Below are 15,605 nucleotides of genomic sequence, written 5' to 3'. Positions count from 1 at the left end.
GGCGGCATTCAGCGCTGCGCGTATGCGCCGGTGACCCGGCCGGTGAAGCCACCGGCGGCCACGATCAGAGCAGCGACGCCGAGCACGGCGCCGAGCAGCACCGTGCTGTGCACGCCGTGGCTCGGTAGCGCGAGGCCAGCGACCAGGGCACCGCCGGTGATGCCGACGTTGACCGCGGCAGAGACGGTGGCGGCGGCGAGGTCGGAGCGCCCGGGCGCCACCTGCAGCACGACGCCACCGAGCACCGCGGTGAACGCCGCGAAGGCCAGTCCCGCCAGAGCGAGCAGGCCCACGGCGGCCGCCGGCCGGTGGCCGATCACGTACAGCCCGAGCAGTGCCACCGACTGCAGCGCGATGGTCGCGACCAGGGCGAGCCACGGGCCGCGGTCCACCACCGCTCCGACAGCGAGGATCCCGAGCACGCTGGCAACACCGCGCACCAGCAGGATGACCCCGACCGACGAGGCGGGGAAACCGCTGACCTCGGTGACGAAGAGGGCGACATAGGTGTAGGCGGCGATTGCACCGGCGGTCGTCAGGATGGCCACCGCCACCAGCAGCCAGAAGCGGTAGGCGTCGGGTGTCGCGCCCCGGGCGGCGTGCCCCTGCCCGGGCGGCGTCGACGGCAGGAGCGAGGCCACCGTGACGAGCACGATCGCGCCGAGTCCGGCCACCGCCAGGAACGACACACGCCAGCCAGCGCGTTCGCCCAGCCAGGTGCCCGCCGGCACCCCCAGGACCAGAGCGACGCTGCCGCCGGCGAACACGATCGCGACCACCCGCCCGCGTAGACCGGGTCGGAACAGCTCGGCCGCGGCCGGCACCACCACCGCCCAGAACAACGCATGGGTCGCCGCGGTCGCCATCCTGGCCGCCAGCAGCAGCGCGAACGTGCTCGCGAACACCGTGATCGCGGTGCTGACGACGAAACCGGCCAGGAGCGCCGACAGGAGTAGCCGGCGAGGAATTCTCCTGGCCAGCGCCGTCAACGGGATCGAGGCGACAACGACCACCGCGCCGTACGCGGTGACGAGCGTGCCCACTTGCGACGGCGGGACGGCGAGGTCCGCGGCCATCGGGAGCAGCAGGCCGATCGGCAGCGCTTCGGCGGTGGTGTAGAGGAAGGTCCCGCCGGACAAGCCGATCAATGCTCCCACTGCTCGCCCGCGACCCATCCATCCCCCAACTGTTTCCGTCTAAATCCCGTACAGTAGAAACACGCTAGTGGCGACCCCGACAGAGGGTCAACTGGTAAAGTGGACTTTGATGGAAACAGTCGAGGACGTCACGCGGATGCACCTGGTGGGCGGCAACCTCGCCCTGGACTTCATCAACACCCGCACCGGTCCACCCGCCGGGCCCTCCGACGACGACGTGCTCACGGGCTATCCGGAGCTGGTCGCCTGGGGCGTGTACGCGGGCGCCCTCACCGAATCGGAGGCGACAGCGCTACGCCGGCTGTCTCACGACGATCCAGACGGCGCTCGCGCTGCCTTCTCACGAACGCTGGGCACCCGCGACTACCTCGACGACATATTCCGGTCGCTGGCCGCTGGAGCAGCTCCGGGCACGCCTGCGCTGGCCCGACTGCGGGACGACGAGGCGGACGCGCTCGGCCACGCGCAGCTTGAGGTCGGGAGCACGTTCACGTGGGTCTGGCGAGATGACCACACGCTTGCCCGGCCTCTACGGCCAGTGGTGCACGCAGCGGTCCACCTGCTCACCGCGGGGGCGCTGAACCGGATCAAGGGATGCGGAGGCTGCCGCTTCATCTTCAACGACGAGAGCAAGAACCGCAGTCGCCGCTGGTGCAGCATGGATGACTGCGGAACTGCCGAGAAGATGCGCCGCTACGTCGCCGCCCGGCGCACCCGTGCGACGCGGTGAACGCCCGCTCTAGCCCGGCCGCCACGACGGCGGGGAACCTGGCATCATGCCTGGAGCGCCAGCCGACCCCCGGTCAGGCGGATGCCCCAAAAGGTGCCACATCACGATGAGTGTTACCCAACAACGCACTCCCCGGGTCGAGTCCCTGACCGGGCTGCGCTGGTTCGCCGCGTTCGCGGTGTTCCTGTTCCACGCGAACCAGATCATCAAGCTGCCAACGGTCTACGACATCAAACTCGGCGACTTCTTCCGGTTCGGCGATGCCGGGGTCACGTTCTTCTATGTTCTCTCGGGCTTCGTACTTACCTGGTCGTTCTCCCCCACGGTGGGCACCGGGACGTTCTACTGGCGCCGGCTCGCCCGGGTCTGGCCCGCACTCGCGGTCAGCACCGTCATCGCCTGGGTGGCCTTCGACCAGGTCTGGCACGACTCCTGGAAGCGCACCCTGCTGAGTCTGTCGCTGGCCGAGGCGTGGTTCCCTCCGGCGGACCATCTCGTCGCCAACCCCGTGGCGTGGTCGGTCTCCTGCGAGGCCTTCTTCTACCTGCTCTTCCCGTTCGTCATCCGGCCGCTCCTGCGGCTGCGGCTGCCGGCGCTCGCGATCCTCGCCGCCGCCGGCCTGGTCATCGAATGGGCCTACTGGTTCATCGTGCAGGATTTCATCGACCCGAAGCAGTACTGGATCCAGCTCTCCTGGTACCTGCGCTTCCCGCCGATCCGGTTCATCGAGTTCCTGCTGGGAATGATCGCCGCTGCCGCGCTGCTCCGCGGCTGGCGGCCCAGAATCAACCTGTGGCTCGCCCTGTCGTCGGTGCCGGCATCGGTGCTGTTCCTGTGGTGGGGCGCACGGCAGGGCTGGTGGGGCCCGCACTGGTCGCAGCAGGGCCTGATTCCCGCCTGCGTGCTGGTGGTGCTCGCTGCGGCGATCCGCGACCTCTCCGGGCGGCCCTCGGTCTTCCGGAGCAAGCCGCTGGTCTCCCTCGGCGCGTGGTCCTACGCCTTCTACCTGGTCCACCTGTCGCTCATGTACTGGCTGATGGGCACGGTGGACGGCAGCCCCGCGAACTGGGCGAACCTCAAGGTCCTCCTGGTGTGGGCGGTGATGGGCATCGCCCTGGCGTGGGCCTGCTACCGGTGGATCGAACACCCGGTGGAGAGATCCCTGCGCCGCCTCTACCCGCGCCGCGTCACGTCCGCCCCGCAGGAGGTCGGTCCGCAGGAGGTTGCTCGGCACGAGACCGCGCCGCAGGAGACCGGTACACAGGAGTCCGTTGCGGTGCCCCGGCAGCGTCCCGAGGCCGTCCTCGCCGGGGATGGTGGTGCCCAGCCCCAGACCCAGGAAAATGCCGTCCTGACCGGGCATGATCCCCAACCTGAGGAGGTCGCGCCCGGCACCTACCGGAGCGTGCACAGCCACATTCCATGACCCGGTACGCGGTCGGCCGGTTGCTGTCAGCCGGCCGACCCGCAGCTTTCGCCGATCGGGAGAGCCTGATGGAATTGGAGCCCCCGGCCGGGATCGAACCGGCGACATCTCGCTTACAAGTTCTGGGCGCTCCGTCCGAGCCTGTCCGCGCACGTCTCTGACGCCGGCCGCTGATCTGCCGCCCTCCGTCTCCGACCTGCCACGTGGCTGTGCAGCGCGTACATGCGGCCCGCCGGGAGCGGCTAGCGGAAGCGTGGGCTGAAAGCGTCTCGCCATAGCATGATGTCGAGATCGACTTGCGGCACTTTCCACTCGAAATATGCCATATAGCGTGCTGGCTGCAAGCAGATTAGGCCCAGGAAGATTACCGATGGCCAGATCGGCCACAGGCGGTCAAAATCGATAATGACCAGGGGCAAGCTCACCAAGGCTGATCTCAAGTACCACACGGCGAGGCGATAGGGAAGTGTCGTTCGGGCGCGCTGGGTCACGACACCGAAATCGCTCGTCTCCGGCTCAGACACGGCAGCAGAGTAGCGCCCCCTCGACGGTCCTCGGCCCGTCGAGTGCACTGAACCTGACCGGCGCTGACCGCTACATCGGGCACGCTGCGGGCACGGCTGGCTGAGCGCCTACGCTGCTGCCCGTGGAAGGCATCGGGGCTGGGGTCATGTTCCTGTGTGGCGCGCTGGGTTGCCTATTCGTCTGCCTCATGCTGTGCGCCGTCGCTGCGTCATGGGCCACTCGGCCCGAACACAAGCGCTGACCGTACAGCGTGACCTGGCCATTGCCCGGCACGCCGACATGCGGTCACCCTGGCCTACCCCGACGAATTTCGGCGTCGTGCGGCTGGCTGTAGGCCTGGAAGAGGGCGGCCCCAAGGTGTGTGATGACTACGATTGGCGGAAGTGACCGACTACGCCGGGCGCTGACGGCTGCCGGAGATCCTGTTGCTGTCAATCACCGCGCTCCCGGTCCTGCGGTCCGGGGAAGCGCCTGGTGGATATGGAGCCCCCGGCCGGGATCGAACCGGCGACATCTCGCTTACAAGGCGAGTGCTCTGGCCAGCTGAGCTACAGGGGCGCGTGCGTCGAGGTCAGCATAGCGACTGACGTCCGAATATCCCGCTCGCGAGGGCTCCCGAGCACGGGAAACGTCATGAACCCGACGTCCGTACGCCGGGGTGCGGTGTCGATTGATGTCTGACCGTGCCCGAGTGACCGGAATGCCGGGCCGCTGGCTCACTTCCGACGACCCCTCACCTTGGCAGCGGGGTGAAACCCGTTTACGGTGCAGTGACACGGATGACGATCAGCCGCCCCGGCGGCGACCCGTCGCCCGCTGACCGGTACGGGTACGTGCCGGTCGCTCCTTCACTCGGATCGTCCGGCACGTTCCTGCCGGTGAAAGGAAGCCGCTTCACCATGGCTACGGTCACCTATTCCAAGGCGTCCCGGGTATACCCGGGGCAAGAGCGTCCCGCCGTCAACGAGCTGGACCTCGAGATCGGCGACGGCGAGTTCCTCGTCCTCGTGGGCCCCTCCGGTTGTGGCAAGTCCACCAGCCTGCGGATGCTCGCCGGCCTGGAGGACGTCGACGCCGGCTCGATCTACATCGACCAGCGCGACGTCACCCACCTCCCCCCGAAGGCCCGCGACATCGCGATGGTCTTCCAGAACTACGCCCTCTACCCGCACATGACGGTGTACGAGAACATGGCGTTCGCCCTCAAGCTGCGCAAGACCTCCAAGTCGGAGATCGACCGGCGGGTCAAGGAGGCGGCCGGGCTGCTCCAGCTGGAGGAGTACCTGAGCCGCAAGCCGAAGGCGCTCTCCGGTGGTCAGCGTCAGCGTGTCGCGATGGGCCGGGCGATCGTCCGCGAGCCGCAGGTCTTCCTCATGGACGAGCCGCTGTCGAACCTCGACGCCAAGCTCCGTGTGCAGACCCGTACCCAGATCGCTTCCCTCCAGGCCAAGCTGGGCGTCACCACGGTCTACGTGACGCACGACCAGGTCGAGGCCATGACCATGGGTCACCGGGTCGCGGTGCTGCTCGACGGTGTTCTCCAGCAGGTCGACACCCCCCGGGCGCTCTACGACACCCCGGCCAACGTCTTCGTGGCCGGCTTCATGGGCTCTCCCGCCATGAACATCAAGACCGTTCCGCTGAACGAGCGGGGCGCCGAGTTCGCCGAGCTGCACATCCCGCTGACCCGGGAGCAGGTCGAGGCGGCCCGCGCCGAGGGTGGCGACGGCAAGGTGACCGTGGGCTTCCGCCCGGAGGACTGCGAGCTGGTCAGCCCGACCGAGGGCGGCATGCCGGTCGTGGTCGAGCTGGTCGAGGACCTCGGCTCGGACGCCAACGTCTACGGCCACGCCGCTCTGGGTGGCAACTCGGAGCGCTTCGTCGTCCGCACCGACCGGCGCAACATGCCGAACATGGGTGACACCGTGTTCGTCAAGCCGACCGCCGGCCGCAGCCACGTCTTCCACGCCGCCACCGGCAGCCGGATCTGACGTAACGCCGTACCGAATAGGGGTGGTCCGCTTCGGCGGGCCGCCCCTTTCGTCGTACCGACGGCACACCTAGACACACGACGAGGCCCCTCCCGGCAACCGGGAAGGGCCTCGTCGACGTTGTTACAGCTCGACCGAGCGGCGGCGGGACACCTCGGCGAGGGTGACCGCAGCGGCCACGCTGGCGTTGAGCGACTCCACCTCGGAGATCATCGGGATGCTGACGGTCAGGTCGCAGGTCTCCCCGACGAGGCGGGACAGCCCGCGCCCCTCGGAGCCGACCACGACCACCAGCGGGCCGACGGCGGCCTCCAGGTCGTACAGGTCGGTGTCGCCGTCGGCGTCCAGGCCGACCACCATGAAGCCGGCGTCCCGGCATGCCTTCAACGACCGGGTCAGGTTGGTGACCTGGGCCACCGGCACCCGCGCGGCCGCGCCGGCACTGGTCCGCCAGGCGGTCGCCGTGATCCCGGCGGCCCGCCGCTCGGGTACGAAGACACCCTGCGCACCGAACGCGGCGGCCGAACGGATCACGGCACCCAGGTTGCGCGGGTCGGTGACCCCGTCCAGCGCGACCAGGAGCGGCGCCGGCTGCTCCAGGGCCGCGGCAACCATGTCCTCGAAGGGCTGGTACGCGAACGGCGGCACCTGCAACCCGACACCCTGGTGCAGCACTCCCCCGGTCATCCGGTCCAGCTCAGCCCGGCTGATGTCCAGGATGGCGATGCCCCGGTCGGCGGCGGTCCGGAGGATCTCGTTGATCCGGTCGTCCGCGTCGAGGCCCTGAGCCGTGTAGAGCGCCGTCGCCGGCACCAGGGCGCGCAGCGCCTCCAGCACCGGGTTGCGCCCGACCAGCAGCTCCGGCGTGTCCTTCGAAGGGTTGGACTTGCGCCCCGGCGCGACCCGAGGACCAGACCGACCACCGGCGCCACCCCGGCCTGCGGCACCACCGCGACCGCCGGCACCAGACCGACCGGCCGGTACGCCCCGACCGCCGCCCCTGCCCCAGGTGGTGTCCTTGCTGCCCGGCTGACCGATCTTCGGGGCACGCCCCTCCTCGGCCGCCGCCCGGCGCTCCTTGTCCTGCTTCCAGGCGGTGCGCTGGGGCAGCTTCTCGGTGCCCGAATATCCCTTGTGCCACGGCCGCTCGTCGGCGGGCAGGGTACGCCCCCGCCCGGTGAGCGAGTCCTTGTTCTTGCCGCCGGAGCCCTTGGGGGCACCCGCCTTCGACGTCAGTCGCCGGCCACGGCGCTGCGAGTTGCCGGCCATCAGTCCTGCTCTCCAATAGTCCAACGGGGGCCCTGGGGGGTGTCCTCGACCACCACGCCGGCCAGCTTGAGCTGGTCACGTACCGCGTCGGCGGCGGTCCAGTCCTTGCGGCCCCGGGCCTGCGCACGCTGCTCCAGGGCCAGCGCGATCAGGGAGTCCACCACGGCACGCAGATCATTCGAACTGCCGCCACCGGTCCAGGCGGCGTCGAGGGGGTCGATCCCGAGGATATCCAGCATCGCCCGGACCGCGGCCAGGGTGGTGCGGACGGTCACATCATCGCCGACGCTCAGGGCGGTGTTGCCGTCCCGGAGGTGCTGCTGTAGCACGGCCAGGGCGGCGGAGGTGTTGAGGTCGTCGTCCATGGCCGCGACGAAGCCGGCCGGCAGCTCGCCGAACTGCCCGGCGCCCACCCGCTCGGCGGCCCGCTGCACGAAGCCCTCGATCCGCCGGTACGCGGTGGCCGCGTCGCGCAGCGAGTCCTCCGAGTAGTCGATCACCGAGCGGTAGTGGGCGGCGGCGTAGTAGTAGCGCAGCTCCACCGGCCGCACCCCGAGCGAGTCCACGTACGCCAGGTCCAGTGCGTTGCCGGCGGACTTGCCCATCTTGGCCCCGCCGATGCTGAGCAGCCCGTGATGCACCCAGTAACGGGCGAACGGGAGCCCGGCCGCCTGGGACTGGGCGATCTCGTTCTCGTGGTGCGGAAACGTCAGGTCCAGCCCGCCGCCGTGGATGTCGAACTCCGGGCCAAGGTAGCGCCAGCACATCGCCGAGCACTCGATGTGCCAGCCCGGGCGACCCAGCCCCCACGGCGACGGCCAGTAGGCGTCCGCCGGCTCGTCCGGCTTGGCGCCCTTCCAGAGCGCGAAGTCGCGTGGGTCCCGTTTGCCCCGGTCGGGGGCGTCACCGGCTGACTGCATCGCGTCCGGGGACTGACCCGACAACGACCCGTACGGTGGCCAGGACGCCACATCGAAGTAGACGTCGCCGGAGCCGTCGGTCGCCGGGTACGCGTGCCCGTCCGCGATCAACTTCGTGATCAGCTCGTGCATCTCGGGGATGTGCCCGGTGGCGCGCGGCTCATAGGTGGGTGCCAGCACGTTCAACGCCCGGTACGACTCGGTGAGGATCCGCTCGTTCGCGTACGCGATCGACCAGAACGGCCGGCCCTGCTCCCCCGCCTTGACCAGAATCTTGTCGTCGATGTCGGTCAGGTTGCGGATGAACGTAACCTCGTAACCGGCGGACAGCAGCCAGCGGCGCAGCACGTCATAGTTGACGCCGGAACGAAGATGGCCGATGTGCGGCGGCGCCTGAAGGGTGAGACCACACAGGTAGACCCCCACCTTGCCGGCTTCCCGCGGGACGAAGTCCCGCACCGATCGGGTGGCGGTGTCATACAGGCGTAGCGTCACCGTACAAGGGTAGCCGTCCGTGTCTGTCCGGGTCCGGCGGTGCCGGGTCGTACGCTGCCAGGCGTGGATGCGACCGCACGCCCCGGTGAGCCCCCCGCCCACCCCACCGGCCCAGCCAAGGCAGCCGCCGGGCAGGCCGACGCGGTCCCGCCGTCCGACAGGGGCACCAGGCGAGCCGGCACAGCAACCGGGCGGCCCGACACGCCAGCCGACGCGGTCCCCGGTCGAGCTGGGGAGATGGCGCAGACGCTGGACCGGGGATTGCGGCTGTTGCACCTGGTCGCCGACGCGCCGGGCGGGCTGACCGTCACCGAGGCGGCGGCCCGGCTCGGCATCGGCCGGGCGGCCGTCTACCGGCTGGTGGGTCCGCTGACCGGGCACGGCATGTTACGGCGCGACAGCGACGGCCGGCTCCGCCTCGGTGTCGGCGTGCTGCACCTGGCCCGACGGGCACAGCCGCTGCTCGCCGAGGGGGCGCTGCCCGCGCTGCGCCGGCTCGCCGAGCAGGCCGGCGCGACCGCGCACCTGACCGTGGTCGAGGGCGGGGAGGGCGTCGCCCTGGCGGTGGTCGAGCCGAGCTGGACGTCGTTCCACGTCGCGTACCGGACGGGAGCACGGCACCCGCTGGACCGGGGCGCGGCGGGCCGGGCCATCCTGGGCGGTCGGGCCGGGGTGGCTGACCCGGTGATCAGTAGCGGAGAGTTGCAGGCTGGGGCGTACGGGGTGGCCGCGCCGGTGCTCGGCGTACCCGGGCTGGAGGCGAGCGTCGGCGTGGTAGCGCTCGCCCCGCTGGACGTCGACACGATCGGCCCCCAGGTCCTCGCCGCCGCCACAACCATCGCCACCACCCTCCGCTGACCCCCGCACGCTCGCCGAGGCTGATCAACTCCACATCGCCGACATTGCGGCATCCCTGCCGATCGATAGCGCCACGTCGCCGACATGGTGATGATCTCGACGTATAGCACTCCGATCTGGTGCTCGGCAGTCATCCACAGGCACCGGACGCGTGACCGCCGGGCACTGTCCACAGGGGTATCGGACGCCAGGCCGGGGGTCGGAGTCTGGCCGCATGCCTCCTCGCCCCCACCGGCCTCCCGCCCTCGCCTGGCAGGTCTTCCGCGGATCCGACGTGATCCGACGGGGCCTGGTCACGAGACATCAGCTGCGCGGCTCGTCCTGGGTCCGCCTCCGCCACGACGTGTACGCCGATGCCCGCCTCGATCGTGACCACGGGCTAGCCGCCCAGGCGGCAATGTTGCGGCTGCCGGCCGGGTCGTTGATCGCTGGGCCCTCCTCGGCCTACCTGCATGGCATCGAGCACGCCGCCGGCTTCGAGGACGACGTGCACGTTCTGGTGCCGAGGGCCGCCCGGGTCGACTCTCAGCGGGGCCTACGCGTACACCTGGTCGGTGCCGGCGTTCCGGTGCCCACGGGGCTTGACGTGAGTGCGGGCCTACCGCCGATGACGGCCCCTCCCGACACGCGGAGCAACCCCACACTCCGGCGAACGGATCCGTCCTCCGCAGCGTGGGAGACGGCGGCCTGGTCTGACCCACTGCGTGCGGTCGCCATCGTCGACTCGCTGCTCGCGAGCGGTTTGACCACCCGGGCTGGGCTCACCGCCGTCGGCACCGCCAACGCGGACCGGCCAGGCGGCCGGCGCGCGTGCTGGATCTTCGATTTGGCCGATCCGGGTGCGCAGTCGCCACCCGAGTCGCAGCTACGGGTACGTCTGGTGCTGGGCGGGCTACCCCGGCCGGTTGCCCAGCACCCGATCCAGTTGGCTGGCGGGCTCGTGCTGCATCCCGATCTGGCCTGGCCCGAGTTCCGGGTGGCCGTGGAGTACGACGGTCGATGGCACGCTGATCCGGAGCAACTGCACCGCGACCGTCGACGGCTCAACCTGCTCGTCGGCGCGGGCTGGTTGGTGTTGCACGTGACCAGCCGGCGGCTGCAGAACGAGTTCCCGGCGGTGCTGAGTGAAGTTCGATCGGCCCTGATCTCCCGTGGCTGGCGCAGGTGATCACCGCCGGATCTGATCCACACCAGTTCGCCGACATGGCGGCATCACACGACGCGGATACCGCAATGTCGGCGATCTGGAGTCGATCATGGGCGCGGAACACCCGGCAGCGCCCAGGACACCGACAAGGCCCAGGACACCGACAGGCCCTGGACGCCGACAAGGCCCTGGACGCCGACAGGCCCAGGACCCCGGCAAGGCCCTGGACGCCGACAAGGCCCGGCCGACGATTGTCGGCCGGGCCTTGAGGTGGTGTGTTACGGGCGGGCGTTGGGCTTGAGCGGGGTCTTCACCGCCGCGTAGGCGTCGACGATCCCGTAGCCGTAGAAGCCGTTGAAGTTGACCCCACCGGCGCAGTAGGCGTCGTAGGTCTCGTCCCGGCCCTCATTGCGGTACTGCTGGAGCCGCGGCTCCGGGCAGGCACGCTCCGTGGCCGTCCGGTAGAGGTGCTGCTCGACCAGGTCCGGCGACATGCCGAAGCCGCCCCGGCGCTCCGGCTTGCCGTGCCGGCTGACGATCAGCGCGGCGACGCCGGCGGCGTGCGGGGACGCCATCGAGGTGCCCTGGAGGTAGGTGTAGTAGCCGCACTCACCGTTGGCCTTGCACTGCTTGAAGACCGACTCCTCGAAGCCGGCGACGATGTTGCCGTCCGCGTCGACCGAGCCTTCCTCCTGGAGCACGTGCTTCGGGTACGTCGAGAGGATCATGTTGGCGTCGGTGCGGAACGTGTCGGTGCCGAAGCCGTCCCGGAACCAGCCGCCCGGCGCGGCCACCGAGATCTGCTCGGTGCCGTAGTTGGAGAAGTCCGACTTCTTGCCGGACGGGCCGACCGACGACACCCCGATGACGTGCGGGCCTTCGACGGGCAGGTCCCAGCAGCTGTTGTTGTCGATCGGCCGGGGGTACGGGGCGGTCCCACCGTAGTTCGGGCTGCCGGTGTCGGTACGCGGCGCACCCAGGTCCATGTTGCTGTTGCCCAGCGCGCCGACCAGGGTGACGCCGTTGTTGTGGGCGAAGACCAGGGCCCGCTTCATGGCCTTGATGGTGGCCCGCTGCGCGGCCTGGTTCTCCGGGGAGTCGGCCGGGTTGGCGGTGCAGTTGAAGAGCCACGGGTCGACGTAGAACGACATGTTGACCACGTCGATCCCGGACCGGCCGGCGTGCACCAGCGCGTTGACGACCGGGTCGAGGAAGAAGTAGCCGGAGTCCTGGCCACCCTTCAGCTCGACCAGCGAGACGTTCGGCGCGACACCGGAGAGGCCGAAGCCGTTCGCGGCGGCACCGATGGTGCCCGCCACGTGGGTGCCGTGTCCGCCGTCGTCGGTGCCGACCGGGTCGAGGCAGCTCGGCACCTCGCAGGGGCCGTCCACGTCGACCAGGTCGGGCGCGAAGTTGCGCGACAGCGCCCAGTTGAAGTTCGGCGCGATGTCCGGGTTGCTGGCGTCGATGCCGGTGTCGAGCACGCCGACGGTCACCCGGCGGTCACCCGGCTCGGTCTTGCGGGCCTGGTCGGCCCGGATCATCTTGAGGCCCCACAGCTTGTCGTCGAGCGGGTCCAGCTTGGCGCCCTTCTTGGGCCCCTTGCCGGCGGCCTTGATGGCGGCCGTCAGGTGTTCCTGCTCGACGCGGTCCAGCTTCGGCTTGTGGCCGATCGCCTTCTGCGGGGCGGCGCCGACCAGCGCCGGGGCAGCGGTCGCCCTGGCCGCGAAGTCAGCCCGATCGCTGGTCACCTGGAACATCCCGACCTCGTCGGACCGGGACACCACCGTGCCGCCGGCTGCCCGGATGGCGGCGACCGCGGTGTCGGCGGCGACGCCGTCCTCGGCGACGACGGTGAAGGTTCGGGAACTGGTCGGCGCGGCGCTGGCTGGTACGCCCAGCCCCGCAGCCGTAAGTGCCAGCACTGCCGCGGTTGCGACGGCGCTGACGGTGAAGCGCTTGCTCACCACATCAGATCCTCTCGTTGAGGGACGTGGCAGCCATCACACAACACCCGGCAGGATTCCGCCAGATGAGCGCCCGTTATGGCGGTGAATCTCTACCTGATCCGTCCAGGTGGGCGGGCACTCCACCTGGATCGACGGGCACCGCTGGATGATCGTCCGTCAGCGCCGGCAGGTCGGCGAGCCCGGCAGGTCGGCGACCATGCCAGGCAGGTCAGCGAGCACGGCAGGCAGGTCAGCGAGCACGGCAGGCAGGTCGGCCATCGTGGACACTTCGGCGTCGGGCACGAATCCGTCCGGGCGTGGCCGGCCGGCCCGGTTCAGCCACACCGAGCGGAGGCCGGCCCGTCGGGGTGCGACGACATCGTGCACCCACGAGTCACCGACGTACACGATCTGCCGGGCCGGGACTCCGGCCGCCTCGACCACCGCCGCGTAGAACTGCGGGGCTGGCTTCTTGGGCAGGCCGTTCTCGTGCGCGTACACCTCGAAGGCGAACTCACCGGCGAGCCCGCAGCGTTCGGCGCGGCTGTTGCCGTTGGTGGCGAAGCCCAGCGTGTACCGGGCGCGCAGCGTGGCCATCGCCGGCAACACGTCCGGGAAGGGGCGGGTGAGGGCGAACCGGCGGGCGAAGAAAAGGGCGGCGATCTCGTCCAGGTGTTCCTCCAGCCCGGCGCGGGCCAGCGATCGGGCCAGCGCGGCGCGGCGGATTTCCATCACCGGGGCGGCGCTCAGGTCACCGAAGACCGCGCCCCAGTCCGACTCCAACTCGGCGAGGGTCACTCCGGCGGCGGCCGGGGTGCGCCGCCGCATCTCGTCGAGGACGGCCACCAGCCCGCCGGTCACCGCCGGGCTCAGGTCCAGCAGGGTCTCGTCGGCGTCGAAGACGACGGTGGTCAGCATGGTGCCCACTGTCTCACCGCGCGTTGACCGCCAGCGCGGGCTCGGGCGCCACGGACGCCGGTGTCGACGGCGTTCCGCGCAGCTCGTCGAGGCGGACCAGGGCGACCCCGGCGATGATCAGCACACCGCCGAACAGCTGCCAGGCGGTCGGCAGTTCGTTGAGGAACAGCCAGGCGATCAGCACCGCGAACAGCACCTCGGTCAGCCCGACGAACGACGACAACCGGGCGCCGAGGATCCGGGTGCCGGCGATCCCGGCGAGGTACGCGACCACGGCGGCGACCAGGGAGAGCCCGGCGATGGGCAGCAGCCAACTGGTGCGTTGCCCGGCGAAGGTGACCTCGCCGAACGTGGCGCGCAGCGGCAGCAGGCCGGTCAGCCCGACGAGGAGCAGCACGACGGCGCCGACGGCCATTCCGCCGCTGGCCATGGCGACGGAGGGCAGCCGGGGGTCGACACGGCCGGCGAGCACGAAGTAGCCGGCCAGGCCGAAGGCGGCACCCAGCCCCCAGAGGACGCCCACGGGGTGGAAGCTGGTGGTGCCGGTGAGGTCCAGCACGAACGCCAGCCCACACAGGGCGGCCATCGAACCGGCCACCGTGAGCTGGCGAGGGCGCTGCCCGTGCCGCAGCCACATCCAGACCACGACGAGAATGATGCCGAGGTACTCCAGCAGGAGCGCGACGCCGACCGGCAGGTAACGCACGGCGTTGAAGAAGCACACCTGGGCCACGGCAACCCCGAGCAGCCCGAACAACCCGACCGCTGTCATGTTGCTCCGCAGCACGTGCCATCTGCCCCGCAGGGACAGCACGGCGGGGATCGCCAGCACCAGGGCGGCGATGCCGACGCGGCAGATCACCGCGGCCTCGGCCGACCAGCCGGCGTCGATGAGCGAGCGCGCGAAGGTGCCCGAGGTGGCGAACGTGACCGCGGAGAGCAGTGCCAGCGCGGCGCCGGCGGCGGGTCGTGGGTGCATCTCGCGCTCCTCGGGAAGACACAATGTCATGAGCAAACTATCCTTGTGCCGATGACGCTAGGTGCCACCTGTGACAGGAATCAAGTTGCTGTTCGCTCATGACACCGAATATTCGTTGATCGCCGCCGCCGCGCTGGTCAACACCTCGGGCCGCGACGGGGAGCTACTGCCCGACGTCGCCGCGCTGAACGACTACTTCATCCGGCACTCCTACAGCGGGCGGCACGAGTGCACCGACGCCGAGCTGCACGCCGTCCGGGCGCTGCGGCCCCGGCTGCGGCGCATCTGGCACGCCGATCCGGCCGAGGTCGTCGCCGTGATCAACGACCTGCTGCTGGAACACCGGGCGTTGCCGCAGCTCATCCGGCACGACGACGAGCCGTACCATTTGCACGCTGTGCCCCTCGACGCACCGCTGGCCACGCGGATGGCGGTGGAGGCGGCGATGGCGATGGCCGACCTGGTCCGGATGGACGAGCTGAGCCGACTGCGGATCTGCGACTACCCGGACTGCGGCAACGTGGTCGTCGACCTGTCCCGCAACCGGTCGCGGCGGTTCTGCGACGCCGGCTGCGGCAACCGGGCGGCGGTGACCGCCTACCGCGCCCGTCGGGCCGCCGACCGCTCCTGAGCCGCGGCCCACTCCTGCGCCCACACCTCGTACTCCACCTCGCCATGCTCGGTCCCCGGAATCGGGTCGTCCCACTCCAGGTGGAAGGTCCGCACGTGGCGCAGCCCCGCCTTCGCCAGCACCCGCCGGGACCGGTCGTTGACCGCCATCGTCTCGGCCCACACCCGACGCACACCCACGACGTCGAAGGCGTACCGCACCAGCGCCCGGGAACCCTCGGTGGCCAGGCCACGCCCCCACGTCGCGCGCCGCAGTCGGTAGCCCAACTCGGCCTCGCCTCCGTCGCCCGACGGGTCGAGCGCGAACCAGCCCAGGAACTCGCCGGTCGCCCGGTCGAGCGCCGCCCAGCGGCCCAGCCCGGGGTGCCTGTCGTACTGGGCCAGCAGCCTCGGCAACTGCTCGTCGCGGACCGTCGCCAGCCCCGTGGCGACGCCACCGGTCAGGAACCGCATCACCTCGGGGTCGCTGTCCAACTCGACCAGCGCGTCCACGTCGGCCCTGGTCAGCCGCCGCAGCCGCAACCGCTCGGTCGCCGCCGGCAGACCGGCGCCATCCGCACCCATGGCCGGATCATCCCGCCCGCGCCGCGATGCCGTCGAGCCGATTTCCG

Annotated in this window: 14 protein-coding genes and 1 tRNA gene; 6 read left to right on the top strand and 9 right to left on the bottom strand. The window is 70.5% G+C overall.

Translation table 11 applies throughout. The features are described from left to right. Window positions 1-8 precede the first annotated feature (8 nt). Entirely contained in the window at window positions 9-1,139 is a 1,131-nt protein-coding gene (locus ABZ780_RS18655) for an MFS transporter (RefSeq protein ID WP_357010065.1), read from the bottom strand. Between the two features lie 127 nt (window positions 1,140-1,266). Between ABZ780_RS18655 and ABZ780_RS18650 the strand changes: the two genes are divergently transcribed. Both ABZ780_RS18650 and ABZ780_RS18645 read left to right on the top strand, forming a co-directional pair. Next, window positions 1,267-1,887: an ABATE domain-containing protein gene (locus tag ABZ780_RS18650; RefSeq protein ID WP_357010062.1), complete on the top strand. Its 621-nt coding sequence runs from the start codon at window positions 1,267-1,269 to the stop codon at window positions 1,885-1,887. A gap of 106 nt (window positions 1,888-1,993) precedes the next feature. Next, window positions 1,994-3,313, top strand: coding sequence for an acyltransferase (locus ABZ780_RS18645; protein WP_357010059.1), 1,320 nt, complete (start codon window positions 1,994-1,996; stop codon window positions 3,311-3,313). 242 nt (window positions 3,314-3,555) lie between these two features. Here the strand turns inward: ABZ780_RS18645 and ABZ780_RS18640 are convergent, their stop codons facing one another. Together ABZ780_RS18640 and ABZ780_RS18635 are read right to left on the bottom strand one after the other, a co-directional pair. Next, window positions 3,556-3,837, bottom strand: coding sequence for a hypothetical protein (locus ABZ780_RS18640; protein ID WP_357010056.1), 282 nt, complete (start codon window positions 3,835-3,837; stop codon window positions 3,556-3,558). A 482-nt stretch (window positions 3,838-4,319) separates the two neighbouring features. Further along, window positions 4,320-4,396: transfer RNA gene (locus ABZ780_RS18635), tRNA-Thr, on the bottom strand. A 341-nt stretch (window positions 4,397-4,737) separates the two neighbouring features. On the opposite strand from ABZ780_RS18635, the gene ugpC reads away from it, so the two are divergent. Next, the gene (gene ugpC, locus ABZ780_RS18630; protein WP_357010716.1) at window positions 4,738-5,829 is read left to right on the top strand and encodes a sn-glycerol-3-phosphate ABC transporter ATP-binding protein UgpC; all 1,092 of its coding nucleotides are present in this window, start codon (window positions 4,738-4,740) and stop codon (window positions 5,827-5,829) included. A gap of 123 nt (window positions 5,830-5,952) precedes the next feature. Here ugpC and rlmB read toward each other — a convergent pair whose 3' ends face one another. Further along, window positions 5,953-7,098: a 23S rRNA (guanosine(2251)-2'-O)-methyltransferase RlmB gene (gene rlmB, locus ABZ780_RS18625; RefSeq protein WP_357010053.1), complete on the bottom strand. Its 1,146-nt coding sequence runs from the start codon at window positions 7,096-7,098 to the stop codon at window positions 5,953-5,955. Next, a complete protein-coding gene (gene cysS, locus ABZ780_RS18620) occupies window positions 7,098-8,513 on the bottom strand; it encodes a cysteine--tRNA ligase (RefSeq protein WP_357010050.1) in 1,416 nt (471 codons plus the stop codon). The genes rlmB and cysS overlap by 1 nt, the downstream gene beginning before the upstream one ends. A 63-nt stretch (window positions 8,514-8,576) precedes the next feature. Between cysS and ABZ780_RS18615 the strand changes: the two genes are divergently transcribed. Together ABZ780_RS18615 and ABZ780_RS18610 are read left to right on the top strand one after the other, a co-directional pair. Further along, on the top strand, window positions 8,577-9,371 hold the full coding sequence (locus tag ABZ780_RS18615; protein WP_357010048.1) for a helix-turn-helix domain-containing protein: 795 nt from the start codon (window positions 8,577-8,579) through the stop codon (window positions 9,369-9,371). A gap of 274 nt (window positions 9,372-9,645) precedes the next feature. After that, entirely contained in the window at window positions 9,646-10,539 is an 894-nt protein-coding gene (locus ABZ780_RS18610; protein WP_357010045.1) for a DUF559 domain-containing protein, read from the top strand. Window positions 10,540-10,796: 257 nt separating this feature from the next. Here ABZ780_RS18610 and ABZ780_RS18605 read toward each other — a convergent pair whose 3' ends face one another. From ABZ780_RS18605 to ABZ780_RS18595, 3 genes are all read right to left on the bottom strand, one after another. Next, window positions 10,797-12,485, bottom strand: a complete 1,689-nt coding sequence (locus ABZ780_RS18605) for a S8 family serine peptidase (protein WP_357010042.1) — start codon at window positions 12,483-12,485, stop codon at window positions 10,797-10,799. A 159-nt stretch (window positions 12,486-12,644) separates the two neighbouring features. Continuing rightward, window positions 12,645-13,385 (bottom strand): HAD family hydrolase, encoded by a 741-nt coding sequence (locus ABZ780_RS18600; protein WP_357010039.1) that lies wholly within the window; start codon window positions 13,383-13,385, stop codon window positions 12,645-12,647. A 13-nt stretch (window positions 13,386-13,398) separates the two neighbouring features. Beyond that, window positions 13,399-14,364, bottom strand: coding sequence for a DMT family transporter (locus ABZ780_RS18595; RefSeq protein WP_357010036.1), 966 nt, complete (start codon window positions 14,362-14,364; stop codon window positions 13,399-13,401). A gap of 85 nt (window positions 14,365-14,449) precedes the next feature. On the opposite strand from ABZ780_RS18595, the gene ABZ780_RS18590 reads away from it, so the two are divergent. Beyond that, a complete protein-coding gene (locus tag ABZ780_RS18590; RefSeq protein ID WP_357010714.1) occupies window positions 14,450-14,995 on the top strand; it encodes a CGNR zinc finger domain-containing protein in 546 nt (181 codons plus the stop codon). On the opposite strand, the gene ABZ780_RS18585 is transcribed toward ABZ780_RS18590, so the two are convergent. Further along, window positions 14,962-15,558: a GNAT family N-acetyltransferase gene (locus ABZ780_RS18585; protein WP_357010033.1), complete on the bottom strand. Its 597-nt coding sequence runs from the start codon at window positions 15,556-15,558 to the stop codon at window positions 14,962-14,964. The two genes, ABZ780_RS18590 and ABZ780_RS18585, sit on opposite strands and share 34 nt — an antisense overlap. Window positions 15,559-15,605: the final 47 nt, after the last annotated feature.

Origin of the sequence: Micromonospora sp. NPDC047467 (assembly GCF_040643095.1) — a bacterium.
GTDB lineage: Bacteria > Actinomycetota > Actinomycetes > Mycobacteriales > Micromonosporaceae > Micromonospora.
This window is presented reverse-complemented; position numbering and strand designations above follow the sequence as displayed.